Origin of the sequence: Curvibacter cyanobacteriorum, from assembly GCF_028649475.1 — a bacterium.
Taxonomy (GTDB): domain Bacteria; phylum Pseudomonadota; class Gammaproteobacteria; order Burkholderiales; family Burkholderiaceae_C; genus Curvibacter; species Curvibacter cyanobacteriorum.
In genome coordinates, this window is the sequence record NZ_JAQSIP010000007.1 from 160,432 (window position 1) to 182,560 (window position 22,129).

20 protein-coding genes are annotated in these 22,129 nt (G+C 66.8%); 11 read left to right on the top strand and 9 right to left on the bottom strand.

Annotated elements, in window-relative coordinates; all coding sequences use genetic code 11:
• Positions 1–5: 5 nt before the first annotated feature.
• From PSQ40_RS15410 to PSQ40_RS15430, 5 genes are all read right to left on the bottom strand, one after another.
• A complete protein-coding gene (locus PSQ40_RS15410; RefSeq protein ID WP_273952659.1) occupies positions 6–830 on the bottom strand; it encodes an ABC transporter ATP-binding protein in 825 nt (274 codons plus the stop codon).
• Positions 827–1,666, bottom strand: coding sequence for an ABC transporter ATP-binding protein (locus tag PSQ40_RS15415; RefSeq protein WP_273952660.1), 840 nt, complete (start codon positions 1,664–1,666; stop codon positions 827–829). The genes PSQ40_RS15410 and PSQ40_RS15415 overlap by 4 nt, the downstream gene beginning before the upstream one ends.
• A 78-nt stretch (positions 1,667–1,744) precedes the next feature.
• On the bottom strand, positions 1,745–2,821 hold the full coding sequence (locus PSQ40_RS15420) for a branched-chain amino acid ABC transporter permease (RefSeq protein WP_273952662.1): 1,077 nt from the start codon (positions 2,819–2,821) through the stop codon (positions 1,745–1,747).
• Between the two features lie 101 nt (positions 2,822–2,922).
• On the bottom strand, positions 2,923–3,798 hold the full coding sequence (locus tag PSQ40_RS15425; RefSeq protein ID WP_273952663.1) for a branched-chain amino acid ABC transporter permease: 876 nt from the start codon (positions 3,796–3,798) through the stop codon (positions 2,923–2,925).
• Positions 3,799–4,061: 263 nt separating this feature from the next.
• Entirely contained in the window at positions 4,062–4,487 is a 426-nt protein-coding gene (locus PSQ40_RS15430; protein WP_273952664.1) for an acyl-CoA thioesterase, read from the bottom strand.
• A 41-nt stretch (positions 4,488–4,528) separates the two neighbouring features.
• Here PSQ40_RS15430 and PSQ40_RS15435 point away from each other — a divergent pair, with 41 nt between their 5' ends.
• The 7 genes from PSQ40_RS15435 to PSQ40_RS15465 all read left to right on the top strand — a co-directional run bounded on the left by PSQ40_RS15435 (position 4,529) and on the right by PSQ40_RS15465 (position 12,172).
• Complete coding sequence (locus PSQ40_RS15435) at positions 4,529–6,352, top strand: ABCB family ABC transporter ATP-binding protein/permease (RefSeq protein ID WP_273952666.1); 1,824 nt, start codon at positions 4,529–4,531, stop codon at positions 6,350–6,352.
• Positions 6,353–6,494: 142 nt separating this feature from the next.
• A complete protein-coding gene (locus tag PSQ40_RS15440) occupies positions 6,495–7,427 on the top strand; it encodes a 2-hydroxyacid dehydrogenase (protein WP_273952668.1) in 933 nt (310 codons plus the stop codon).
• A gap of 78 nt (positions 7,428–7,505) precedes the next feature.
• Positions 7,506–8,438: a LysR substrate-binding domain-containing protein gene (locus PSQ40_RS15445; RefSeq protein WP_273952669.1), complete on the top strand. Its 933-nt coding sequence runs from the start codon at positions 7,506–7,508 to the stop codon at positions 8,436–8,438.
• Positions 8,439–8,970: 532 nt separating this feature from the next.
• Positions 8,971–9,870 carry a transporter substrate-binding domain-containing protein gene (locus tag PSQ40_RS15450; protein WP_273952671.1) on the top strand — a complete coding sequence of 300 codons (900 nt, stop codon included), beginning with the start codon at positions 8,971–8,973 and terminating at the stop codon, positions 9,868–9,870.
• A gap of 149 nt (positions 9,871–10,019) precedes the next feature.
• Positions 10,020–10,745: an amino acid ABC transporter permease gene (locus tag PSQ40_RS15455; RefSeq protein ID WP_273952672.1), complete on the top strand. Its 726-nt coding sequence runs from the start codon at positions 10,020–10,022 to the stop codon at positions 10,743–10,745.
• Complete coding sequence (locus PSQ40_RS15460) at positions 10,745–11,410, top strand: amino acid ABC transporter permease (protein ID WP_273952673.1); 666 nt, start codon at positions 10,745–10,747, stop codon at positions 11,408–11,410. The genes PSQ40_RS15455 and PSQ40_RS15460 overlap by 1 nt, the downstream gene beginning before the upstream one ends.
• A gap of 24 nt (positions 11,411–11,434) precedes the next feature.
• A complete protein-coding gene (locus tag PSQ40_RS15465) occupies positions 11,435–12,172 on the top strand; it encodes an amino acid ABC transporter ATP-binding protein (RefSeq protein WP_273924639.1) in 738 nt (245 codons plus the stop codon).
• 160 nt (positions 12,173–12,332) lie between these two features.
• On the opposite strand, the gene PSQ40_RS15470 is transcribed toward PSQ40_RS15465, so the two are convergent.
• The 3 genes from PSQ40_RS15470 to PSQ40_RS15480 form a co-directional block, all read right to left on the bottom strand.
• Complete coding sequence (locus tag PSQ40_RS15470; RefSeq protein WP_273952674.1) at positions 12,333–13,385, bottom strand: DctP family TRAP transporter solute-binding subunit; 1,053 nt, start codon at positions 13,383–13,385, stop codon at positions 12,333–12,335.
• A 90-nt stretch (positions 13,386–13,475) separates the two neighbouring features.
• Positions 13,476–14,774 (bottom strand): TRAP transporter large permease, encoded by a 1,299-nt coding sequence (locus PSQ40_RS15475; protein ID WP_273952675.1) that lies wholly within the window; start codon positions 14,772–14,774, stop codon positions 13,476–13,478.
• Positions 14,771–15,313 (bottom strand): TRAP transporter small permease, encoded by a 543-nt coding sequence (locus tag PSQ40_RS15480; RefSeq protein ID WP_273952676.1) that lies wholly within the window; start codon positions 15,311–15,313, stop codon positions 14,771–14,773. The genes PSQ40_RS15475 and PSQ40_RS15480 overlap by 4 nt, the downstream gene beginning before the upstream one ends.
• A gap of 428 nt (positions 15,314–15,741) precedes the next feature.
• Here PSQ40_RS15480 and rnk point away from each other — a divergent pair, with 428 nt between their 5' ends.
• The 4 genes from rnk (at position 15,742) to PSQ40_RS15500 (ending at position 20,267) form a co-directional block, all read left to right on the top strand.
• The gene (rnk, locus tag PSQ40_RS15485; protein ID WP_273952678.1) at positions 15,742–16,185 is read left to right on the top strand and encodes a nucleoside diphosphate kinase regulator; all 444 of its coding nucleotides are present in this window, start codon (positions 15,742–15,744) and stop codon (positions 16,183–16,185) included.
• A gap of 73 nt (positions 16,186–16,258) precedes the next feature.
• Positions 16,259–17,290, top strand: a complete 1,032-nt coding sequence (gene pyrC, locus PSQ40_RS15490) for a dihydroorotase (protein ID WP_273952679.1) — start codon at positions 16,259–16,261, stop codon at positions 17,288–17,290.
• Positions 17,291–17,531: 241 nt separating this feature from the next.
• Positions 17,532–18,413: a protease HtpX gene (gene htpX, locus PSQ40_RS15495; protein WP_273952681.1), complete on the top strand. Its 882-nt coding sequence runs from the start codon at positions 17,532–17,534 to the stop codon at positions 18,411–18,413.
• A 249-nt stretch (positions 18,414–18,662) separates the two neighbouring features.
• Positions 18,663–20,267 (top strand): methyl-accepting chemotaxis protein, encoded by a 1,605-nt coding sequence (locus PSQ40_RS15500; RefSeq protein WP_409338605.1) that lies wholly within the window; start codon positions 18,663–18,665, stop codon positions 20,265–20,267.
• Here the strand turns inward: PSQ40_RS15500 and PSQ40_RS15505 are convergent.
• Positions 20,255–22,006 carry an NAD(P)/FAD-dependent oxidoreductase gene (locus tag PSQ40_RS15505; protein WP_273952682.1) on the bottom strand — a complete coding sequence of 584 codons (1,752 nt, stop codon included), beginning with the start codon at positions 22,004–22,006 and terminating at the stop codon, positions 20,255–20,257. The two genes, PSQ40_RS15500 and PSQ40_RS15505, sit on opposite strands and share 13 nt — an antisense overlap.
• Positions 22,007–22,129: the final 123 nt, after the last annotated feature.

Genomic DNA, 22,129 nt, shown 5'->3' on the forward strand with positions numbered 1-22,129 from the left:
TCTGCTTACCTCCAGTTTTTCTTCTTCTTCCAGCGCCGCTCGCCGCGCACGCCTTCGTCCTTCATGCCGAGGTAGAACTCCTTGATGTCGTCCTTCTCGCGCAGCCGGGCGCAGCTGTCTTCCATCACGATGCGGCCGTTCTCGAGCACGTAGCCATAGTCGGCGGCGTTCAGCGCCATGTTGGCGTTCTGTTCGACCAGCAGCAGGGTGGTGCCGCGTTCGCGGTTGATGCGCACCACGATCTCGAAGATCTCCTTGGTCAGCTTGGGGCTCAGGCCCAGGCTGGGTTCGTCGAGCAGGATCAGCGCGGGCTGGGCCATCAGTGCGCGCGAGATGGCCAGCATCTGCTGCTGGCCACCCGACAGCAGGCCGGCGTCTTGGCTGGCGCGTTCGCGCAGGATGGGGAAGTAGCCGTACACGGCCTCGATGTCGCGGGCCACCGCATCGCGGTCGCTGCGTGTGTAGGCCCCCATCAGCAGGTTGTCGTGCACCGACAGCAGGGGGAACACCTCGCGCCCTTCGGGCACATGCGACAGGCCTTGGCGCACGATCAGGGCCGGGTCCTGCGCGGTGATGTCGCGGCCACGGAACTCGATCGAGCCCTTGCGCGGGTCGATGATGCCCGAGATGGTCTTGAGGATGGTGGTCTTGCCCGCGCCGTTGGAGCCCAGCACGGTGGCGATTTCGCCTTCGCGCACCTGCAGGCTGACGCCGCGAATCGCCTTGATCGGGCCGTAGGCGCTCTCCACGTTGAGCAGCTTCAGCACGGCGTTGCTGACGTTGCCCGCGGGCGCCGCGGTGGGCGGGGTGGCCAGGGCGGTGGCGCTCATGCCGCGCTCCTTTCAAAGGCGCTGCCCTCGGGGCGGCGCAAGTTGCTCACATCGTCGATGGTGCCCAGGTAGGCTTCGACCACGCCGGGGTGGGTCTGTACGTCACGCGGCGTGCCGCTGGCCAGCACCTCGCCCTGGTTCATGGCCAGCACGCGGTCGGACACGCGCGACACCAGCGTCATGTCGTGTTCGACCATCAGCACGGTGATGCCCAGTTCCTTCTGGATGTCCTGGATCCAGAACGCCATGTCCTCGGTTTCTTCGACGTTGAGGCCCGACGACGGTTCATCGAGCAGCAGCAGGCGTGGTTCGGTGCACAGCGCGCGCGCCAGTTCGACCACCTTGCGCACGCCGTAGGGCAGGCCGGCCACCAGCGAATCGCGGTGGTGCTGCAGGTCCAGCAGCTCGATCACTTCTTCGGCTTTGCGCCGGGCCTGCAGCTCGGCCTGGCGGGTGCGCGGGCCAAAGAACAGGTCGCTCCACAGCCCGCTCTGGCGGTGCGTGTGGCGCCCGATCAGAAGGTTGTGCAGCACCGTGGCGTGCTCGAACAGCTCGATGTTCTGGAAGGTGCGCGCGATGCCCAAACCCGCGATCTGGTGCGGCGGCTGATCGGTCAGGCGCAGCACGCCGTTGGGGCCGCGGTAGTCGATCTCGCCCGTGGTCGGCGTGTAGATGCGGCTGATCAGGTTGAACACCGTCGTCTTGCCCGCGCCGTTGGGACCGATCAGGGTGAACACCTCCCCCTGGCGCACGTCAAAGCTCACCTGGTTGACCGCCAGCACCCCACCAAAGCGCACGCTGAGCTGGCGGGCCGACAGCAGAATGTCATCGTTCACAGCGAAACCTCCTGGATTCAAGTGATGGGCGGCCTTCGGGGCGCAGCGACCTGCACGAAGTGAGGGAGCGTGGGGGCATCATTTCAACCGGTCGGATTTCTGGAAGCTCTTCTGGCGCTTGAACATGCCCTTGCGGTAGAAGGGGAAGATCTGCAGCCAGGTGCGCACCTTGAGCCAGCGCCCGTACAGGCCCATGGGCTCGAACAGCACAAAGGCGATCAGCACCACGCCGTAGACCAGGCCTTGCAGGCCGGGGGCCTGGCCGATGGCGTCGGGCAGGGCGTCTTTGGAGAGGGCGATCAACTGCGGCATCGAGATCAGGAACAGCGCGCCCAGGAATGCCCCGTGCACCGAGCCGAGGCCGCCGATCACGATCATCAGCAGCAGGTCGATGGACTGCAGGATGTTGAACTGGTCGGGCGAGATGAACTGCAGCTTGTGCGCGTACAAGGCCCCGCCCACGCCGGCCAGGGCGGCCGACAGGGCGAACGACAGCGTCTTGTAGTGGGCCAGGTGAATGCCCATGCTCTGGGCCGAGATCTCGGAGTCGCGGATGGCAACAAAGGCCCGCCCGGTGGGCGAGCGCAGCAGGTTCAGGATGCCCAGCGTGCTGGCCACCGCGATCACCAGGCAGATGAAGTAGAACGACTCGGCGCTGTCGGCCTTCCAGCCCAGCATCTCGGGGGCCTTCAGGTGCTTGCCGGCGTTGCCGCCGGTGACGCTTTCCCAGCGCGCAAAGACCTCTTCAACGATGAAGCCAAACGACAGCGTGGCCATGCCCAGGTAGATGCCTTTGACGCGCAACGCCGGCAGCCCCACCACCAGCCCGACCGCCGCCGACAGACCGGCCGCGCAGGCCAGGGCCACCGGAAACGGCCAGCCCAGGCCGGTCAGCGCAGCCTGGGTGTAGGCCCCCACGCCGAGGAAGGCCGCGTGCCCCAGCGAGAACAGGCCCGTGAAGCCCGCCAGCAGCATCAGGCCCAGGCCCACGATGCCGTAGATCAGCACAAAGGTCAGCTGGGCCAGCCAGTACTCGGGCACCAGCCACGGCGCGGCCAGCAAGGCCAGCACCAGGGTGCTGTACCAGAACACATGGCCACCGTGTTTGGCCAGGGCGATGTCCTGGGCGTAGTCGGTCTTGAACAGAAAGCGCATGGGTCAAAACTCCTGGCCGGGGGGCGCCACCGGGGCGGCGCTGAACGCAGTGAACGGGCAGGGCGCCAGGGCCCGGGGGGTGCAGCGGGTGTTCATGCGCATCACACCTTCTTGCGCAGCTTGTCGCCGAACAGGCCGTTGGGCTTCACCATCAGCATGATCAGCACCACGATGTAGGCGGCGATGTCCTTCACCCCTTCGGGCAAATAGAAGCCCGCCAGTGATTCGACCACCCCGATCACCAGGCCGCCGACGATGGCCCCGGGCAGGCTGCCGAAGCCGCCCACCACCGCGGCCGGAAACGCCTTCAGCCCGATGAAGCCCATGTTGGCGTGCACAAAAGTGATGGGGGCCAGCAGCAGACCGGCCACCGACGCGACGGCCGCCGCCAGGCCCCAGACCAGGCCGTTGAGGCGCTGCACCGGGATGCCCATGTAGTAGGCGGCGAGCTGGTTTTGTGACGAGGCCTGCATTGCGATGCCCAGCACGCTGTAGCGGAACAGCGCAAACAGCAGCAGGCACAGCGCGGCGGTGGCGGCGATCACCACCGCCTGTTCGGCGTTCAGGGTCAGGCCGGCCCAGCTCCAGGCCATGTCCTTGTAGGGCACGGGCAGGGTGTGGGTTTCGGTGCCGATGTTGGGGATCATCGTCACCAGGCCGCGCAGCACGTATCCGATGCCGATGGTGAGCATCACCACCGAAAACGCCGGTTGGCCGAGGATGGGGCGGATCACCGCGCGTTCCAGCACAAAGCCAAACAAGGCCATGGCCGCGACGGCGGCCGGCACTGCCAGCCAGAAGGGGAAGCCCAGCACCGTCATGAGGCCCAGGCCGGCAAAGGCCCCCAGCATCATCAACTCGCCCTGGGCGAAACTGACCGTCTCGGTGGCTTTGTAGATGAGCACAAAACCCAGGGCGATCAGGCCATAGATGCATCCCTGCGAGATGCCACTGATCAGCAGTTGCACAAATTGCACATCGGCTCCCCAATGATTTATGCCAAGCGATTGCTTGGCATAAATAATGTAGCGGCCGACCTGTTCGTTTCACACTCGGGGCTAACCCTGATCGGGGTCACCGCGGCGACGGCAGGCGCCACGTGGGGGACATGGTGCGGCGCCCGTGGGGGCTTGGCAATCCGGGTCAGGGCGCTACCGCGCGGCGTGGCCCTGGTGTATAAGCGCGGGCCCCTGGTGGGGGCAGGGGCGGGGGCCCGGCGGCAGGCCCCTGAGGGACGGCGTCAGGCGTCGTCGCGCGGGATCGGGCGCGGGCGGCCTTGCTCGTCGATGGCCACATAGGTCAGTGTGGCCTCGGTGACCTTGATGTACTGGCCCTGGGCGCGGAAGCGCTCGGCAAAGACCTCGACCCGCACCGTCATCGAGGTGCGCCCGATGCGTTCCATGGCCGCATAGAAGGACAGGATGTCCCCCACGCGCACCGGCTGCTTGAAGATGAACTCGTTGACCGCCACGGTGGCCATGCGGCCCTGGGCATAGCGCGCGGGCAGCACCGAACCCGCGAGGTCCACCTGGGCCATGACCCAGCCCCCGAAGATGTCGCCGTTGGCATTGCAGTCGGCGGGCATGGGGATCACCTTGAGCACCAGTTCCTGGTTCTGGGGCAGGCGTTCCTGAAAGGCGCGCTCGGTAGAGGGGTGGTCGGACATGGGCACAATCTCGGTAAAACTACAGTCTGGAATTGTCCCTCATGCGCCGCTCTGGCGAACCCGCCCCCCCTCCCAACGGCGCCACTGCGGTGCGCCCCCGGTCTCAGGACTGGCAAACCCTGACCCGCCTGTTCCCCTACCTCTGGCAGTACAAGTGGCGTGTGCTCGCCGCCCTGCTGTTCATGGTCGGGGCCAAGGGCGCCAACGTCGGCGTGCCGGTGCTGCTGAAAAACCTGGTCGATGCGCTGTCGCTCCAACCCGGCGACACCCACGCGGTGCTGGTGGTGCCGGTGGCGCTGTTGCTGGCCTATGGCGGGCTGCGGCTGTCGACCTCGCTGTTCACCGAGCTGCGCGAGCTGGTGTTTGCCAAGGCCACCCAGGGCGCGGCGCGCAGCATCGCCTTGCAGACCTTTGAGCACCTGCACGCACTGAGCCTGCGCTTTCACCTGGAGCGGCAGACCGGCGGCATGACGCGTGACATCGAGCGCGGGGTGCGCGGCATCGAGTCGCTGATCTCGTATTCGCTCTACAGCATCGTGCCGACCCTGATCGAGGTCGCACTGGTGCTGACCATCCTGGCGGTTCAGTTCGACGTCTGGTTTGCCGGCATCACCGTGGTGGCGCTGGCCGTCTACATCACCTTCACCGTGCTGGTGACCGAGTGGCGCACCCAGTACCGGCGCCAGGCCAATGAGTTCGACTCGGCCGCCCACACCCGGGCGGTGGATTCGCTGCTCAACTACGAGACCGTTAAATACTTCAACAACGAGAGCTTCGAGGCCGGCCGCTACGACGAAAGCCTGGAGCGCTTGCGCCGCGCGCGCCTCAAGGCGCAAACCACGCTGTCCCTGCTCAACACCGGTCAGCAGATGATCATTGCGGTGGGGCTGGTGGCCATGCTGTGGCGCGCCACCCAGGGCGTGGTCGACGGGCGCATGACGCTCGGTGACCTGGTGATGGTCAACGCGTTCATGATCCAGCTCTATGTGCCGCTGAACTTCCTGGGGGTCATCTACCGCGAAATCAAGCAAAGCCTGACCGACCTCGACAAGATGTTCACCCTCATGGCGCGCGAGCGTGAGATCGCCGACGCCCCGGGGGCCTTGCCGCTGCAGGCCGGTGATTCGCCCGAACTGCGTTTTGAGGACGTGACCTTTGCCTACGACCCCGGCCCGCAGGGCCGCCCCATCCTGCGCGGCGTGAGCCTGGTCATCCCTGCGGGCAAGACGGTGGCGGTGGTCGGGCCCTCGGGCTCGGGCAAGTCGACGCTGGCGCGCCTGCTCTACCGCTTCTACGACGTGCAGCAGGGCCGCATCACCATCGCGGGCCAGGACATCCGGCAGGTGACCCAGTCCAGCGTGCGGCAGGCGATTGGCATCGTGCCGCAAGACACTGTGCTGTTCAACGACACCGTGGCCTACAACATCGCCTACGGCCGACCGGGCAGTGACCAGGCCGAGGTCGAGGCCGCGGCCCGCGCCGCGCGCATCCATGACTTCATTGCGGCCTCGCCGGCGGGCTACCAAACCCTGGTGGGTGAGCGCGGGCTGAAACTGTCGGGCGGTGAAAAGCAGCGCGTGGCGATCGCCCGCACCCTGCTCAAGAACCCGCCGATCCTGATCTTTGACGAGGCCACCTCGGCGCTGGACTCGGCCAACGAGCGCGCCATCCAGGCCGAGTTGCAAAGCGCCGCGCGCAACAAGACCTCGCTGGTGATCGCGCACCGCTTGTCCACCGTGGTCGACGCGCACGAGATCCTGGTCATGGACGCAGGCCAGATCATCGAGCGCGGCACCCACGCCCAGTTGCTGGCCCAGCAGGGGCGGTACGCCCACATGTGGGCCTTGCAGCAGAGCGGCGAATGAAGTCCCTTGAGCCCGTGTGGCGTCTGTGGTGCCCCGGGCGTCCGTGCGCTCCGTGCCTTCCCGCGGGCGGTCACGAGCCGCCCCGGGCGTGTTGCCTTCCCTGACCTTGTTCTTTTCAGTCCTTTGATTCTTGTTTGAACCCATGAAACCGCAGCTGCTTGTTTTGCATGGCCTGACCGAAGGCCACCGCGCCCAACTGGCCCAGACCCTGGACCTGATCTATGCCCCCACCCCCGCCGAGCGCGCTGCCGCGGTGGCCGAACACGGCGCCCGCGTGCAGATCGTGTTGACGATTGGCGCCACCGGCCTGACCGCGGCCGAGATGGACGCCATGCCCCAGCTCAGCCTGGTCTGCGCCTTGGGCGCGGGCTATGAAAACATCGACGTGGCCCACGCCCAGCAACGTGGCGTGGTGGTGGCCACGGGCGCGGGCACCAACGAGGACTGCGTGGCCGACCACGCGATGGGCCTGCTGCTGGCGGCCGTGCGCGGCATCGTGCACCACGACCGCCTGACCCGCGACGGCGTCTGGCGTGACGTGCTGCCGCTGCCACCCAATGTGTCCGGGCGGCGCCTGGGCCTGCTGGGCCTGGGGGGCATCGGACGCAAGATCGCGCGCCGCGCCGAGGGCTTTGACATCGAGATTGGCTACCACAACCGCAGCCCGCGCCGCGACGTCGCCTACCGCTACTTCGACCAGTTGCGCGACCTGGCCGAATGGGCCGACTTCCTGGTGGTCGCCACGCCGGGCGGCCCCGCCACCCGCCACCTGGTCAACGCCGAGGTGCTGCAGGCCCTGGGCCCGCGCGGCACCCTGGTCAACATCGCCCGCGGCAGCGTGGTCGACACCGCGGCCCTGGCCGCCGCGCTGCGTGAGGGGCGCTTGGGGGCCGCCGGCCTCGATGTGTACGAGAGCGAACCGCGCCCGCCGGCCGAGCTGATTGGCCTGCCCAACGTGGTCCTGACCCCGCACGTGGCAGGCTGGTCACCCGAGGCGGTGCAGCGTTCGGTGGACCAGTTCGTGGCCAATGTCGAGGGGCACCTGGCGGGCCGTGGCCCCGTGGCCCCGGTCTGATCAGGGCGGCGAATCGGTCCGCTTTTGTTGCGCTGATCGCTGGTCAGGGGGCGCGGAAGGTGCTCATAATCGCGCCCCATGGAAACCAAATGGCTTGAAGACTTCGTCAGCCTGGCCGAGACCCGCAGCTTCAGCCGATCGGCTCAGCTGCGCCACGTCACGCAGCCAGCCTTCTCGCGCCGCATCCAGGCGCTGGAAGCATGGGCCGGCACCGACCTGGTGGACCGCAGCTCCTACCCCACCCGCCTGACCCCGGCGGGCGAGACGCTTTACGCCCAGTCCCTGGAGATGCTGCAGGCGCTGCAGACCACGCGCGCCATGCTGCGGGGCCACACCAGCGCCGGCAAGGACGTGGTGGAATTCGCCGTCCCGCACACCCTGGCGTTCACGTTCTTTCCGACCTGGGTGTCGAGCCTGCGCGAGAAGTTCGGTCCGCTCAAGAGCCGGTTGATCGCGCTCAATGTGCACGACGCGGTGATGCGCCTGGTCGAGGGCAGTTGCGACCTGCTGATCGCCTACTACCACCCCTCCCAACCGTTCCAGATCGACCCCGACCGCTACGAGATGGTCAGCCTCGGCGAAGAGGTGCTGTCGCCCTACGTCAAGCCCGACGCCGAAGGCCGCCCGCAGTACCTGCTGCCAGGCCGCCCGGGCCAGCCGCTGCCCTACCTGGGCTACGCGCCGGACGCCTACCTGGGCCGCATGGTGGAGGTGATGCTCAAGCAGTCGGGCACCGCCATCCACCTCGACCGGGTCTATGAAACCGACATGGCCGAGGGCCTCAAGGCCATGGCGCTCGAAGGTCATGGCATTGCCTTCCTGCCGCTGAGCGCTGTCAAGAAAGACCTGCGCGCGCGCCGCCTGGTCAGCGCCTTGCCGCCGGACGCGCCGCGTCTGGAGGTCACGATGGAGGTCCGCGCCTACCGCGAGCGTCCCACCGGGGGCAGCCGCGATGTGCCCAAGGACCGCGCTGAGGCCTTGTGGCGTTACCTGATGGCAAACCCAGCTTGAGCGTAACGTCATGCAATTTCTGCATGGCAATTGACGTTTTGGGTATTTATGCTTTTCGTGCATGAAGTGCCTGCAAAAAGGCATTGGTTTTTGCCGCGCGCCGTCTCTACAGTGCGAGGCGCTTCGCTGCCTTGCCAGCGGCCCCTTTGCCGATGGGGCCCGCACGCGAAAGCCCACTAAAAAGACAAGGACATCCCATGTGCCAGATTTGCGAGACAAGCAACGCCGCCCCCTCTTGGACTGCCCGCCAGGAGCACCCCGCGAGGTTGCCTGGCACAAAGACTGCTTGACCTCAGCCTGAGCCCTTTCCGATCCGAAGCCCACGGCGGCGCCTGCACCAAGCCGGCGCAGCCTCAGGCGCGGAGGGGACGGGGTGATGCTGTTGTCTCCAAGGTGACACCTTGAGGCCTGGGGCCCGGTTTCCAGCCGGCTCTGGCCGCAGTACACGCGTTGCTCGCCGGGTATTCCCGGAGAGGCGCATCCTTAAAATCGTTTTTCCCTAATCTCATCCTTCCCATCCAAAGGAGATTCCATGAAGAAACATCTGCTTGCTTTTGCAGTCACCGCCCTCGCGGCTGGCAGCGTGCTGGCACAGGCCAACGACACCTTGGCCAAGGTCAAGGCGTCCGGGTCGATCACCATGGGCGTGCGCGACTCTTCGGGCGCCCTGTCTTACACCCTGGGCGATGGCAAGTACGCCGGCTACCACGTCGAACTGTGCCAACGCATCATCGCCAACGTGGAGAAGGCGGTTGGCAAGAAGCTCGAGGTCAAGTACGTCTCGGTGACCTCGCAAAACCGCATTCCGCTGGTGCAGAACGGCACCGTGGACATCGAGTGCGGCTCGACCACCAACAACCTGGGTCGCCAGAAGGACGTGTCCTTCCTGGACACCGCTTACGTGGAAGAAGTGCGCATCGCCGTCAAGGGCGCGTCGGGCATCACCGGCATCGCGCAACTGAACGGCAAGAACGTGGCCACCACCACCGGGACCACCTCGGTGCAACTGCTGCGCAAGCACGAGCGCGCCACCGGCGTTGACTTCAAGGAAGTCTTCGGCAAGGACCACGCTGACAGCTTCCTGCTGCTGGAGTCGGGCCGCGCTGATGCTTTCGTGATGGACGCCCAGATCCTGGCCGGCAACATCGCCAACTCCAAGTCGCCTGCCGACTACAAGATCGTGGGCGAAGTGCTGAACGTCGAGCCGATCGGCATCATGGTGCGCAAGGACGACCCCGCTTTCAAGAAGCTGGGCGACGACACCATCCGCGAACTGGCCAAGTCGGGTGAGCTGGCCAAGCTGTACGACAAGTGGTTCGTGCAGCCGATCCCGCCGAAGAACACGCGCGTGGGTCTGCCTGCCAGCGACGCCACCAAGGCGGCCTGGGCCAACCCCAACGACAAGCCGGCTGAAGACTACGCCAAGAAGTGATCGGGCCTGAGGCCCCCCGGCCTCGGGTCGCCCTGACCTGAGGCCCTGGTCCCCTGTGCGCCTGCCCGTTGCGCCACCCACAAGGTGGGGGCTCGGGCAGGCCGCACAAGCGTTTGATAAATCAACAAAATGGAGAAGCCTGTATGGCCATGAACTGGCAATGGGAAGTCTTCCTGCAAGACCCCGGTGGGGCTTACCCGACGTATTGGCAATGGATGCTGTCCGCCTGGGGTTGGACCGTGTCGGTGGCGCTGCTGGCGCTGCTGGTCGCCCTGGTGATTGGTGCCGTGATCGGGACGATTCGCACCCTGCCTGACAGCCCTTGGCTCACCCGATTTGGCAATGCCTGGGTCGAGCTGTTTCGCAACATTCCGCTGTTGGTCCAGATCTTCCTCTGGTACCACGTCATTCCGGCGTTCTTCCCGGCCTTGAAGGACGTCCCCGGCTTTGTGCTGGTCGTGCTGGCCCTGGGGTTCTTCACCTCCTCGCGCATTGCCGAGCAGGTGCGCGCCGGCATCCAGGCCCTGCCGCGCGGTCAGCGCTATGCGGGCATGGCGCTGGGCTTCACCACGCCGCAGTACTACCGCTATGTGATCTTGCCGATGGCGTTTCGCATCATCATCCCGCCGCTGACCAGCGAGACCATGAACATCTTCAAGAACTCCTCCGTGGCGTTTGCCGTCTCGGTGGCCGAGCTGACCATGTTCGCCATGCAAGCGCAGGAAGAAACCTCGCGCGGCATCGAGGTCTACATCGCCGTCACGAGCCTGTATGTGGTGTCGGCCTTCGCCATCAACCGCATCATGGCGTTCATTGAAAAGCGTGCGCGCATCCCCGGCTTCATCGTCCAGGGCGGCACGGGAGGGGGACACTGATGAACTTCGACCTTTCCTTTTACAGCTGGGACCTGATCAGCAAATTTGTTCTCAAGGGCTTCTACTTCAGCATCATGCTGACCATCGTGGCCACCATTGGCGGTGTGCTGTTCGGCACCGTGCTGGCGCTGATGCGCCTGTCGGGCAAGAAGTTCCTGGACGTGCCGGCCACCCTCTACGTCAACGGCATGCGCAGCATCCCGCTGGTGATGGTGATCCTGTGGGTGTTCCTGCTGGCCCCGTTTGCCATCGGCCGCCCCATCGGCGCCGAGGTCTCGGCGACCATCACCTTCATCGCGTTCGAGGCCGCTTACTTCAGCGAAATCATGCGCGCCGGCATCCAGTCGATCCCGCGGGGTCAGGTGTTTGCCGGCCAGGCCCTGGGCATGACCTATGGCCAGAACATGAAGCTGGTGATCCTGCCGCAGGCATTCCGCAACATGCTGCCGGTGCTGCTGACGCAGACCATCATCTTGTTCCAGGACACCTCTTTGGTCTATGCGATTGGCGCCTACGACATGCTCAAGGGCTTCGAGACCGCGGGCAAGAACTTCGGTCGCCCGATCGAGGCCTACGTGTTGGCCGCTGTCATTTACTTCGTGATCTGCTTTGCGCTGTCCAGCCTGGTCAAGCACTTGCACAAGAAGATTGCCATCATCCGCTGAGGCGGAACAGAGTGAGGAATAGCAATGATTGAACTCAAGAACGTTTCCAAGTGGTATGGCAGTTTTCAGGTGCTGAACGACTGCTCGACCAAGATCAACAAGGGCGAAGTGGTGGTGGTGTGCGGGCCTTCGGGCTCGGGCAAGTCGACCCTGATCAAGACCATCAACGCGCTCGAACCCTTCCAGAAGGGTGAGATTTACGTCGACGGCACGGCCGTGCACGACCCCAAGACCGACCTGCCCAAGCTGCGCAGCCGCGTGGGCATGGTGTTCCAGCACTTCGAGCTGTTCCCCCACCTGTCGGTGACGGAGAACCTGACGATTGCGCAGGTCAAGGTGCTGGGCCGCAGCGCTGACGAAGCCAAGAAGCATGGCCTGAAGTACCTGGAGCGCGTGGGCCTGATCGCGCACAAGGACAAGTTCCCGGGTCAGCTCTCGGGCGGCCAGCAGCAGCGCGTGGCGATTGCGCGCGCGCTGTCGATGGACCCGATCGTGATGCTGTTCGACGAACCCACCTCGGCGCTCGACCCCGAAATGGTCGGCGAAGTGCTGGACGTGATGGTGAGCCTGGCCAAGGAAGGCATGACCATGATGGTCGTGACGCACGAAATGGGCTTTGCGCGCAAGGTCAGCAACCGCGTGATCTTCATGGACGTGGGCGGCAAGGTGCTGGAGGACTGCTCCAAGGACGACTTCTTCAACAAGCCCGAGGAGCGCCAACCCCGCACCAAGGACTTCCTCAACAAGATCCTGCAGCACTGAAACGCCGCGGCCAGCGGGGCCGCCTGGGGGCTCCAATGCCGGGCTCCCCGCGCGCGTCCAACGACCCAACAAAAAGCCCCGTGGCCTGCGCCAACGGGGCTTTTTTCATGGGGCTGAGGCCCCGCGCCAGGCCAGGGCCTGGCGGGCGGCGGGCACAGGCTTACTTCTTGCGCTCGGCAATGGCCTTTTCGGCCTGGGCCACCAGGTCGTTGCCGATGGTGGCCTTCCACTTGTCGAACACCGGGCGGGTGGCCTTGACGAAGGCTTCGCGCTCGGCCGGGCTCAGTTGGGTGATGGTCACGCCCAGGCCGGCGATTTCCTTCAGCAGCGGCTTGTCGGCTTCCACCAGGCCCTTGCGCGCGATGGCAATTTCTTCCTTGCCGGCGTCGATCGCGGCTTGGCGCACGATCTCGCGGTCGGCCGGGGTCCAGGAGTTCCAGATGTCCTTGTTCACGACAAACACCAGCGGGTCGCAGATGTAGCCCCACATCGTCAGGTGCTTCTGACCCACGGTGTGCAGCTTGGCCGCCGTGAAGATCGACATCGGGTTTTCTTGCCCGTCCACCGCGCCGCTGGCCAGCGCGGGCTGGGCATCGGCCCAGCTCATCTGCGTCGGGTTGGCGCCCAGGGCGGTGAAGGTGTCCAGGAACAGCGGCGAGCCCACGACGCGGATCTTCATGCCCTTGAGGTCTTCGGGCTTCTTGATCGCCATCTTGGAGTTGGAGATCTCGCGGTAACCGTTCTCACCCCAGGCCAGCGGCACGACGCCGGCTTGGTCCAGCACCTTGAACAGGTTCTTGCCCACTTCGCCTTGGGTCAGCGAGTCCACGGCCGCAAAGTCGGGCATCAGGAAGGGCAGGGAGAACAGGTTGAGCTGCTTGACCTGGGGCGACCAGTTGATGGTTGAGCCCACGGCCATGTCGATCACGCCTTGGCGCAGCGCGCTGAACTCACGCGTCTGGTCGCCCTGGATCAGCGACACGCCTGGGTACAGCTTGATGTTGATGCGGCCTTGGGTGCGCTCACGCACCTTGTTGGCCCACAGCTCGCCGCCCTTGCCCCAGGGGAAGGCGGTGCCCAGCACCAGCGACATGCGGTACTCGGACTTGTAGGTTTGGGCGCTGGCAGCACCCGGCAGGGCCGCCAGGGCCACGGCGCTCAGGGCCAGGCCCAGCAGACCGCGCTTGAGGCGGGAGGTTGTGGTGGGGGTCATCTCAGTCTCCTTAAAAAAAGCAGTCGCATTGCGTTGTCAGCGTGGGTTGGGGGCGGGCACCGGGTCAGGGCCCGGCGCGCCGTCACCGGCTCAATACCCCAGTTGGCGGGGCAGCCACAGCGCCAGTTCCGGGAACACCAGCACCAGCACCATGACCAGGAACATCGAGAACAGCATCCAGCCCACCCATTGCACGGTTTCTTCCATGCGCACCTTGGCGATGCGGCAGGACACCATCAGGTTGACCGCCAGCGGCGGTGTGAACTGGCCCAGGGCCACCTTCAGCGTCAGGATGACGCCGAACCACACCGGGTCCCACTTGTAGTACTGGACGATGGGCAGCAACAGCGGCACGAAGATCAGGAAGATGGACACGCCGTCAAGGAACATGCCGACCGTGATCAGCAGCAGGATCAGCAAGGCCAGCACCCCGTACTCACCCAGGCCCGAGTTGACGATGGCTTGCGTCACCGGGTCGATCACGCCCAGCGTGGACAGCGAGAAGGCAAAGATGCCCGCCAGCGACACCACGATCAGGATCACGGCCGACAATTCGCCCGACTCGCGCAGGATCACAAACAGGTCGCGGAAGCGGATGGTGCGGTGGATGAACATGCCGACAAACAGGCCATAGAACACCGCCACCACGGCGGCCTCGGTGGGCGTGAACCAGCCCGCGCGCATGCCGCCGAGGATCAGCACCGGCGCCGCCAGGCCCCAGACGGCTTCGCGCAGGCTTTGCCAGAACGGCGGGCGGGGCAGGGTGGACTCGAGCGCGCCCATCTGGTGCTTGCGCGACAGCCACACGGCCGGCACGATCAGCGCCAGACCCGCCAGCACGCCGGGGATCATGCCCGCGGCAAACAGCGCCGGCACCGACGCACCGGGCACCAGCACCGAGTACACGATGAAAGCCACCGACGGCGGGATCAGGATGTCGGTGGCCGCCGCGGCGCCCACCACACTGGCCGAGAAGCTGGCCGGGTAGCCGGCGCGCGACATGGCCGCGATCATCACCCCGCCCACGGCCGCCGCATTGGCCGGGCCCGAGCCCGAGATGCCGCCCAGGAACATGGCCACCGCAATCGCCACCAGGGGCAACATGCCGGGGCCCCGGCCGACCATGGCGACCGCAAAATTGACCAGCCGCAGCGCCACGCCCGAGCGGTCAAAGATCGAGCCCACCAGCACAAACATCGGGATCGCCAGCAGCGGGTACTTGCCCAGCCCGGCGTAAAAATTTTGCGGCACGGCGAGCAGGCCGAACCACTGCGAATCCGCGTTCGCGATGGCGATCGCGGCCGCCCCCGCCAGGCCCAGCGAGGCGCCGATCGGCACCCCGGCCAGCATCATGGCCAGGAACACAATGAAGAGCAGGGTCGCGGTCATTCGGACGCCCCCGGCACCACGCCACGCAGGCGGCGCATGAACAGGCCAAAGGCACGCAGGGCAATCGCCAGCGAGATGATCGGCATCCACATCGAATACCACCACTGCGGCACCCCGATGCCTGGCGAGGTTTCGCCAAAACGGTAGTCGTCCCAGACCACGCGCACGCTAAGCACCGCGATGAGGCCAAACAGCAAGGCCACCATCAGCGCGCCAAAGCAGGCCAGGCCGCGCCGGCGCGCCATCGAGCCGCTGTCGGAAAAGTATTCGATGCGGATGTGGCGGTCCCGCGCCACCGCGCCCGAACCCGCCACCAAGGCCAGCACGATCATCAGAAAGACCGAGAACTCCTCGGTCCAGGCAAAGGACGAACTCGTGAAATAGCGCACCAGCACGTTGGCAAAGGTGATCAGGGCCAGCGCGGCCATGATCAGCACGGTCAGCCAGTCTTCGATGGCCAGCGGCACGCGGGTGGGTTCGTCGGCTTCGGCAGGCGCGACCGGGGCAAGCTCAGGCGGCTTGGTGTCTTTGGAGGACATGGTGGGGCATCAGGGTTGGCAAAAGGGAGCAGCACAGGTCGACTCGCTGCGGGGCCCGGGTAGCAGCCTTGGCGATGACCGCGGGCCCAAGCAGCGGTCAATCCACCCGGCGCGCAGGGGTATTATCGTCTGACGTTTGGCGCGGACACCGGTGGACTGTACGGTCCGCGACCCCGGCGCGGCGCGGGGTGGGCCTGGGAAGCGTTTACAAGTGGAAACACCCTTGCGGCCGCGTCTGCCTAAGATGGACGCCTCATGACCTCTGTTCGATCCCCTTTCTGCCGCTGTGGCCTGCTGGCCGCAGATCCTCCCGCCCGGTGATTCCTTCGTTCGAGTTGGCTGAATCGCCGGGCCCCACAGGGCGTCCCGCCCTCAGCCACCGAGCCGGCCGGTCCCTGCCGGCGCCGTCCCGCTTGAACGGATCGAACATGTCCACTCCCTTGCCTTCGCGGCCTGGCGCTCCTGCCATGGCCGAACACCGTGTGCTCACCGAGCTCGATGAGGTGCGCCTGCGCCGCCTGCTCGCGCGCCAAGCCGGGCCCGAGCCCCTGGCCGACGCCCTGTGCCGCCTGCTCGACGAGTCCGACGTCGTGCCTTCCCGTGCCATGGCGCCCCAGGTGGTGACCATGCTGTCGCGCGTCACCGTGCGCCCGATCGAGGGCGGGCCCGTGCGCAGCGTCACGCTGGTGTACCCCGCGGAGGCCCAGGCCGAACAGGGGCCGTTGTCGGTGTTGTCACCGGCTGGCCTGGCCCTGCTGGGCTGGCCTGTGGGGCAGCAGGTGCAATGGACCAAGCCCGATGGTCGTCTGGCCCGCTGGGAGATTGTGGCCATCGAGTACCAGCCCGAGGCGGCGGGCCACTTCACGGTGTGAGCCCGGCCGGGTCCGGCGCGGATCGGTCCGGGCCCCACCCGCGGTGGCGCCAGGGATGCGAAAATCGGCGCCCATGACCGACCTCCTCAAGATCACCCGCCCCGATGACTGGCACCTGCATGTGCGCGATGGCGACGCCCTCGCCACCGTGGTGCCCCACACCGCTGCCCAATTTGGCCGCGCCATCATCATGCCCAACCTCAAGCCGCCGGTGACCACCGCCGCCCAGGCCGTGGCTTACCGCGACCGCATCCGCGCCGCCGTCCCGGCCGGGATGAGCTTTGAGCCGCTGATGACCCTGTACCTGACCGACAACCTGCCGCCCGACGAGATCGCGCGCGCCAAGGCGGCCGGTGTGGTGGCTTGCAAGCTGTACCCCGCCGGCGCCACCACCAACAGCGACGCAGGCGTGACCGACCTGCGCAAGATCTACCCGGTGCTCGAAGCCATGCAGCGTGAGGGCCTGCTGCTGCTGGTGCACGGTGAAGTCACCTCGTCCGACATCGACCTGTTCGACCGCGAGGCGGTGTTCATCGACACCCAGCTGATCCCGCTGCGCCGCGACTTCCCCGAGTTGAAGATCGTGTTCGAGCACATCACCACGCGCGAAGCCGCCGACTACGTGAGCGCGGCCGACCGCTTCACCGGCGCCACCATCACCGCCCACCACCTGCTGTACAACCGCAACGCCATCTTCACGGGCGGCATCCGGCCGCATTACTACTGCCTGCCGGTGCTCAAGCGCGAAACCCACCGCCAGGCCCTGGTGGCGGCCGCCACCGGCGGTCACCCGCGCTTCTTCCTGGGCACTGACAGTGCGCCGCACCCGGCCCACCTGAAGGAGCACGCCAGTGGTTGCGCCGGCTGCTACACCGCCCACGCGGCCATCGAGCTGTACGCCGAGGCCTTTGACCAGGCCGGCGCCCTGGGCCAACTGGAGGCGTTTGCCAGCTTCAACGGCGCCGACTTCTACGGCCTGCCGCGCAATACCGGCACCCTCACCCTGAAGCGCGAAAGCTGGACCCCGCCGGAGAGCTTTGCCTTTGGTGAAGCCCAGCTCAAGCCGCTGCGCGCCGGCGAATCGCTGCCCTGGCGCGTGGTCTGAGCGCGCGGTCCTGCGCCCCCTCGGCGATGCCGCGGGGCCAGGCCGTCCAACACCTGGGCCAGGGGCCCGGGCTTTCGCCGTGGGGGGAACTTTTGCCCCTAATATCGGCTCTTCTGACATGGCTGGCGCCCGGCCGCACAACAACACACAACAAAGCACACGGCGCGCGGTCTGTGGTCGGCTGGCCCCGGTGGGGCGGGCTGGCGGACGGGGCCTACTGTAATTTCCTGATGGAGCTTTGATGAAACGAATCCTGTTGTTGATCGCGACCAACGTCGCCATTGTGGTGGTGCTGGGCATCGTGGCCAGCCTGCTGGGTGTGAACCGTTACCTGACGGCCAATGGGCTGAACCTCGGCGCTTTGCTGGGCTTTGCCCTGATCATGGGCTTTGGGGGCGCGTTCATTTCGCTGCTCATCAGCAAGCCCATGGCCAAGTGGAGCTCGGGGGTGCGGGTGATCAACCAGCCCCAGTCGCCCGACGAGGCCTGGATCGTCGACACCGTGCGCCGCTTCTCCGAGCGCGCCGGCATTGGCATGCCCGAGGTCGGCATTTACGAAGGCGAGCCCAATGCCTTTGCCACCGGCGCTTTCAAGAACTCGGCCCTGGTGGCCGTCTCCACCGGCCTGCTGCAAGGCATGACGCGTGAGGAGGTTGAGGCCGTGATCGGCCACGAGGTGGCCCACATCGCCAACGGCGACATGGTCACCATGACCCTGATCCAGGGCGTGATGAACACCTTCGTGGTGTTCCTGTCGCGCGTCATCGCCTACGCGGTGGACAGCTTCTTCCGCAAGGGGGACGACGAAGAGCGCTCGGGCCCGGGCGTGGCCTACCTGGTCAGCACCATCGTGCTCGACATCCTCTTGGGCTTCCTGGCCAGCATGATCGTGGCCTGGTTCTCGCGTCAGCGCGAGTTCCGCGCCGACGCCGGGGCCGCCCAGCTCATGGGGCGCCAGCAGCCGATGGTCAACGCGCTGGTGCGCCTGGGCGGCATGGTGCCGGGTGAACTGCCCAAGAGCGTGGCCGCGATGGGCATCACCGGCAGTCTGGGCAAGCTGTTCTCGACCCACCCGCCGATCGAAGAACGCATTGCCCGCCTGCAAGGCCAAACGCACGCCTGAGGCGGGACCGCATGCGCACGCCGTTGGCGCGTGCTGACCGCCCAGCGCCGATCTGGCGCGGCGGTCGGGGCCTGCCCGGCGGCGCATGCCAGGGCCCTCTGCGCCTAGGCCTCTCCACGGACTCGAGCCACTGGGGGGCGTCAGCGTCCCGTGCGTCTGGCAGCTCGCGCCCGCTTCCGTTAAGCTGCGCCCATCTTTGTTCTCTGCGTGGGGTGCGTCATGGCAGCAGGCCTTCTTTCCTGAACCCGTCTGGGGCCACGTCTGGCCCTGGGCTTTGGTCTGGTGTGTCTGGTCATGACCCTGGCGGCAGGGATCGGCATCTGGCGCCTGATGCAATTGCAGGCGATCGCCGATGACCTCGGGGGTGACTCGTCCGAACGCGCCTTGCTGGCCGCCGAGTTGCACGCCATCGTGGTGATCAGCGCCAGCCGTGCCGAAACCCTCTTGCTGATCGACAACCCGACCGCCGCGGCGCGCATCGATGCCGACCGCAAGCTCACTTCGGTCCGCTCCGCCGAAGTCCGCAAACGCCTCGAGGCGTTGGCCAGCGACGACGAATCCAAGAAACTGTTCAGCGCCCTGGACGCCGCGGGCCAGGGTTTCCGCGAAGTGAGGGACCGCCTGGTCAAGCAGCGGGCCGGGGGGCAGCCGGTGCCCGACGAGGCGATCGGCCAGAGCCTGCGGCCCGCGGCAGACCGCTATGCCGCGGCGGTGGACCAATTGGCGCAGTACCAGCGCTCGCGGGTGCAGCTGGCGCGTGACAACGCGCGCAGCAGCGAACGCCAGGGCATCACGCTGCTGGTCGCGGGCTCCTTGTTGGGGCTGGCGCTGAGCGTGCTCAGCGCGTGGCGCCTGTCGAACTCCATCCTCACCCCGGTGGCGGGGGCTTCGCGCCTGGCCGGCCACATCGCCGATGGCGACCTGACCCACGCCGCGCCCCCGGTTGATCCCCGCAGCCGTGACGAACTGCAGGTGCTGATGGGCGAACTGAGCGCCATGCAGGGCAAGCTGGTGCAGGTGGTGTCGGGCATGCGCAGTGCCAGCGCCTCGGTGGCCAATGCCAGCCACGAGATTGCCGCGGGCAACAACGATTTCTCTGCGCGCACCGAGCAGACCGCCTCCAACCTCGAGGAGGTGGCGGCCAGCATGGAAGAGTTGCTCGCGACGGTGCGCCAGAGCGCTGATGCCGCCCAGCAGGCCGAAGGCCTGGCGGGTTCGGCGAGTGCCGTGGCGGTGCAGGGGCGCGAGGTGGTGGCGCGGGTGGTGGCGACCATGGACGGCATTTCGGGGTCGTCGCGGCGCATTGCCGACATCACTGGCGTGATCGACGGGATCGCCTTCCAAACCAACATCCTGGCCCTGAACGCTGCGGTCGAGGCGGCTCGCGCGGGCGAGCAGGGGCGCGGTTTTGCCGTGGTGGCGGGCGAGGTGCGGGTGCTGGCCCAGCGCGCGGCCCAGGCCGCACGCGAGATCCGTGACCTGATCGCCTCCAGCGTGACCCAGGTCGACAGTGGGGCGCAACTGGTGCAGCAAGCGGGCAGCACCATGGCCGAGATCGTGGAGTCGGTGGCCCGGGTGGGCACCATCATCGCCGAGCTCAGCCACTCGGCGCGCGAGCAGAGCACGGGCTTGGGGCAGGTCAATGAAGCTGTCAGCCGCCTGGACCAGATCACGCAGCAGAACGCAGCACTGGTCGAGCAGTCCGCCGCCGCTGCCCAGGGCCTGCGCCAACAGGCGCAGCAACTGGCCAACACCGTGGACAGCTTCCGGCTGCCCGCCGGGGCCGTTCTGGAGGGCGGCTTTGGCGCCCTGCCGGCGGTCGAGGCGCCGCCCGCCCGGCGTCAGCTCAGCTGAAGCCCCAGCAGGCTTTGCGCCACCGCCTCGCCGACCTTGATGCCATCGACGCCGGCCGACAGAATGCCGCCCGCGTAGCTGGCGCCTTCACCCGCCGGGAACAGGCCCCGGGTGTTCAGGCTCTGGTAGTCGGCGCCGCGGGTGATCTTGAGGGGGGATGAGGTGCGGGTTTCGACGCCGGTCAGCACCGCGTCGTGCAGGTCAAAGCCCTTGATCTTGCGGCCAAAAGCCGGGAAGGCTTCGCGCATGGCGCTGATCGCGTAATCGGGCAGGGCCTGCGACAGGTCGCCCATCTTCACCCCGGGTTTGTAGGACGGCTCGACCGAGCCCAGCGCGGTCGAGGGCCGACCGGCCACCAGGTCGCCCACCAGCTGGCCCGGTGCTTCGTAGTTGCTGCCGCCCAGCACAAAGGCACGTGACTCCAGCTGGCGCTGCAGCACGATGCCCGACAGCGGGTGGAAGGTGCCTTCCGCAGGCGGTTGCCAGCGGTGGTCGGGGCCCAGGGCCCATTCAAAGTCGGCGGCTTGCTTGGGGTAGTCCTGCGGATCGATGCCCACCACAATGCCGGCGTTGGCATTGCGCTCATTGCGCGAGTACTGGCTCATGCCGTTGGTCACCACGCGTTCGGGCTCCGAGGTGGCCGCCACCACGGTGCCCCCGGGGCACATGCAGAAGCTGTACACCGCGCGGCCATTGCTGGCGTGGTGCACCAGCTTGTAGTCGGCAGCCCCCAGCAGGGGGTGCCCCGCGTGGCGGCCCCAGCGGGCGCGGTCGATCAGGCCTTGCGGGTGCTCGACGCGGAACCCCACCGAGAACGGCTTGGCCTCGAGGTAGACGCCGCGCTGGTGGAGCATGGTGAAGGTGTCACGCGAGCTGTGGCCCAGTGCCATCACCACGTGGCTGGCGGGCAGCTCGTAGCTTTGGCCGTTCTCGAGGTTCAGCACCCGCAGCGCGCGCAATTGGCGGCCCTGGGGACCGTCGGGGTCGACCACCACGTCGGTGACGCGTTGCTGGAAGCGGATCTCGCCGCCCAGCGCAATGATCTGTTCACGCAGGGTCTCGACCACCTTGACCAGCTTGAAGGTGCCGATGTGGGGGCGTGCCGCGTAGAGGATTTCTTCGGGGGCGCCGGCCTGGACGAACTCGTTCATCACCTTGCGACCCAGGTGGCGCGGGTCCTTGATCTGGCTGTACAGCTTGCCGTCCGAGAACGTGCCCGCGCCGCCTTCGCCGAACTGCACGTTCGACTCCGGGTGCAGTACCTTCTTGCGCCACAGGCCCCAGGTGTCCTTGGTGCGTTCACGCACCGTCTTGCCGCGCTCCAGCACGATGGGCTTGAAGCCCATCTGGGCCAGCACCAGGGCCGCGAAGATGCCGCAAGGCCCGAAGCCCACCACCACCGGGCGTTCGTTGCCGGCGCTGGGGAAGCCCTCGGGGGCGTGGCCCGGGGCCCGCCACACCATGTCGGGCGTGGGCTGGATGTGGGGGTGGTCCGCGTGGCGGGCCAGCAGCGGGGCCTCGGCCGCGCGGTCGTGCAGGGTCAGGTCGACGATGTAGACCGTCAGCAGTTCGGGCTTGCGCGCGTCGAAGCTGCGCTTGTGCACATGCACGGTGTCGATGGCGGCCGGGGCAATGCCCAGGATCTGGGCCGCCTGGGTGCGCAGCGCCTCGATGGGCTGGGTCTGAGTGTCGGCTGGCAGCGTGGCCAGCGGCAGTTTGAGTTCGGTGAGGCGAATCATGGGGGCCGGCTTGTGTTGATCAAGCAGAGGTCTGAAGGGAAGACCCCGATTTTAATCGGCCCGACCGGTCTGGGGCCCGCCCGGTGGGGCCCCGGCGCCCGGCTCAACAGGGGGCGGGGGCGA

Excerpts from the sequence above, each read along its gene's own strand:
- PSQ40_RS15410 (WP_273952659.1), bottom strand. The coding sequence starts at position 830 with ATGAGCGCCACCGCCCTGGCCACCCCGCCCACCGCGGCGCCCGCGGGC.
- PSQ40_RS15420 (WP_273952662.1), bottom strand. The coding sequence starts at position 2,821 with ATGCGCTTTCTGTTCAAGACCGACTACGCCCAGGACATCGCCCTGGCC.
- PSQ40_RS15430 (WP_273952664.1), bottom strand. The coding sequence starts at position 4,487 with ATGTCCGACCACCCCTCTACCGAGCGCGCCTTTCAGGAACGCCTGCCC.
- PSQ40_RS15435 (WP_273952666.1), top strand. The coding sequence starts at position 4,529 with ATGCGCCGCTCTGGCGAACCCGCCCCCCCTCCCAACGGCGCCACTGCG.
- PSQ40_RS15440 (WP_273952668.1), top strand. The coding sequence starts at position 6,495 with ATGAAACCGCAGCTGCTTGTTTTGCATGGCCTGACCGAAGGCCACCGC.
- PSQ40_RS15445 (WP_273952669.1), top strand. The coding sequence starts at position 7,506 with ATGGAAACCAAATGGCTTGAAGACTTCGTCAGCCTGGCCGAGACCCGC.
- PSQ40_RS15450 (WP_273952671.1), top strand. The coding sequence starts at position 8,971 with ATGAAGAAACATCTGCTTGCTTTTGCAGTCACCGCCCTCGCGGCTGGC.
- PSQ40_RS15455 (WP_273952672.1), top strand. The coding sequence starts at position 10,020 with ATGAACTGGCAATGGGAAGTCTTCCTGCAAGACCCCGGTGGGGCTTAC.
- PSQ40_RS15460 (WP_273952673.1), top strand. The coding sequence starts at position 10,745 with ATGAACTTCGACCTTTCCTTTTACAGCTGGGACCTGATCAGCAAATTT.
- PSQ40_RS15465 (WP_273924639.1), top strand. The coding sequence starts at position 11,435 with ATGATTGAACTCAAGAACGTTTCCAAGTGGTATGGCAGTTTTCAGGTG.
- PSQ40_RS15470 (WP_273952674.1), bottom strand. The coding sequence starts at position 13,385 with ATGACCCCCACCACAACCTCCCGCCTCAAGCGCGGTCTGCTGGGCCTG.
- PSQ40_RS15475 (WP_273952675.1), bottom strand. The coding sequence starts at position 14,774 with ATGACCGCGACCCTGCTCTTCATTGTGTTCCTGGCCATGATGCTGGCC.
- PSQ40_RS15480 (WP_273952676.1), bottom strand. The coding sequence starts at position 15,313 with ATGTCCTCCAAAGACACCAAGCCGCCTGAGCTTGCCCCGGTCGCGCCT.
- rnk (WP_273952678.1), top strand. The coding sequence starts at position 15,742 with ATGTCCACTCCCTTGCCTTCGCGGCCTGGCGCTCCTGCCATGGCCGAA.
- pyrC (WP_273952679.1), top strand. The coding sequence starts at position 16,259 with ATGACCGACCTCCTCAAGATCACCCGCCCCGATGACTGGCACCTGCAT.
- htpX (WP_273952681.1), top strand. The coding sequence starts at position 17,532 with ATGAAACGAATCCTGTTGTTGATCGCGACCAACGTCGCCATTGTGGTG.
- PSQ40_RS15505 (WP_273952682.1), bottom strand. The coding sequence starts at position 22,006 with ATGATTCGCCTCACCGAACTCAAACTGCCGCTGGCCACGCTGCCAGCC.